Origin of the sequence: Chitinimonas sp. (assembly GCF_041904975.1) — a bacterium.
Taxonomy (GTDB): domain Bacteria; phylum Pseudomonadota; class Gammaproteobacteria; order Burkholderiales; family Chitinimonadaceae; genus Chitinimonas.
Window position 1 is genome coordinate 19750 of sequence record NZ_JAYRLZ010000046.1, and the last position, 754, is coordinate 20503.

General features: G+C 61.7%; 1 pseudogene. It reads left to right on the forward strand.

Annotation, left to right across the window (positions count from 1 at the left end):
- Positions 1–359: 359 nt before the first annotated feature.
- Positions 360–754 (forward strand): annotated as a pseudogene (locus ACE3OH_RS06845) (hypothetical protein); the annotation flags it as partial.

Sequence of the window (754 nt, forward strand, 5' to 3'; positions counted from 1 at the left end):
ACCGAACAGCACGGCGATCCCGGCTATGGCGACGATCCAGCCGGTGAAACGGCGTTTGCGCGAGCGGCTGGTATTGCGGTCAATGGCAAGCTTGGCAAGGGTATCGGACATGATGGGCTGGTATGGGCGTTGGATTGGGGGCAAGTGTAGGCCCGCAGCGGCCTTGGGTGACAGTGCCGCTGCTGCAGTGCGGCAAAAACGTTACAGCGGGCACTATGCAGCCTTACCCGGCGTGAGGGTCAAGTCTTGGTCGGGCGCTCTTGAAACTTGCCTTTGCCGAACCGATCTAGCGCGGGAGAGGCGCGCCACGGCTGCTGGCCGCCGAGCAACCTGTCAACCGCGATTACAAGGAGTACGCCATGCCCAAACCGACCAGCAGATCAATCCAGCGCAGCGCCTGGCTGCGTGGCGGCCTGGCATTGGCACTGCTGGGGCTGCTGGCGTGGTCACTACAGGCGCAAAGCCGCGCCGTGGGCGATGCGCCACCACGAGCAGTCAGCCCGCGAGGCGAATTGGGCGTGGAGGAGCGTAACAATATTGATATCTTCAAGCAGGCCTCGCCCTCGGTGGTGCATATCACCACCCTGGACAATGTCTCCAGCTTCTTTTCCTTTGATGTCCAGCAGATCCCGCGCGGCACCGGTACCGGCTTTGTCTGGGATAAAGACGGCAATATCGTCACCAATTTCCATGTGATCCAGGGCGGCGATGCGGCGCGCGTCACCCTGGCGGACCAGTCCAATTATAAGGCCAA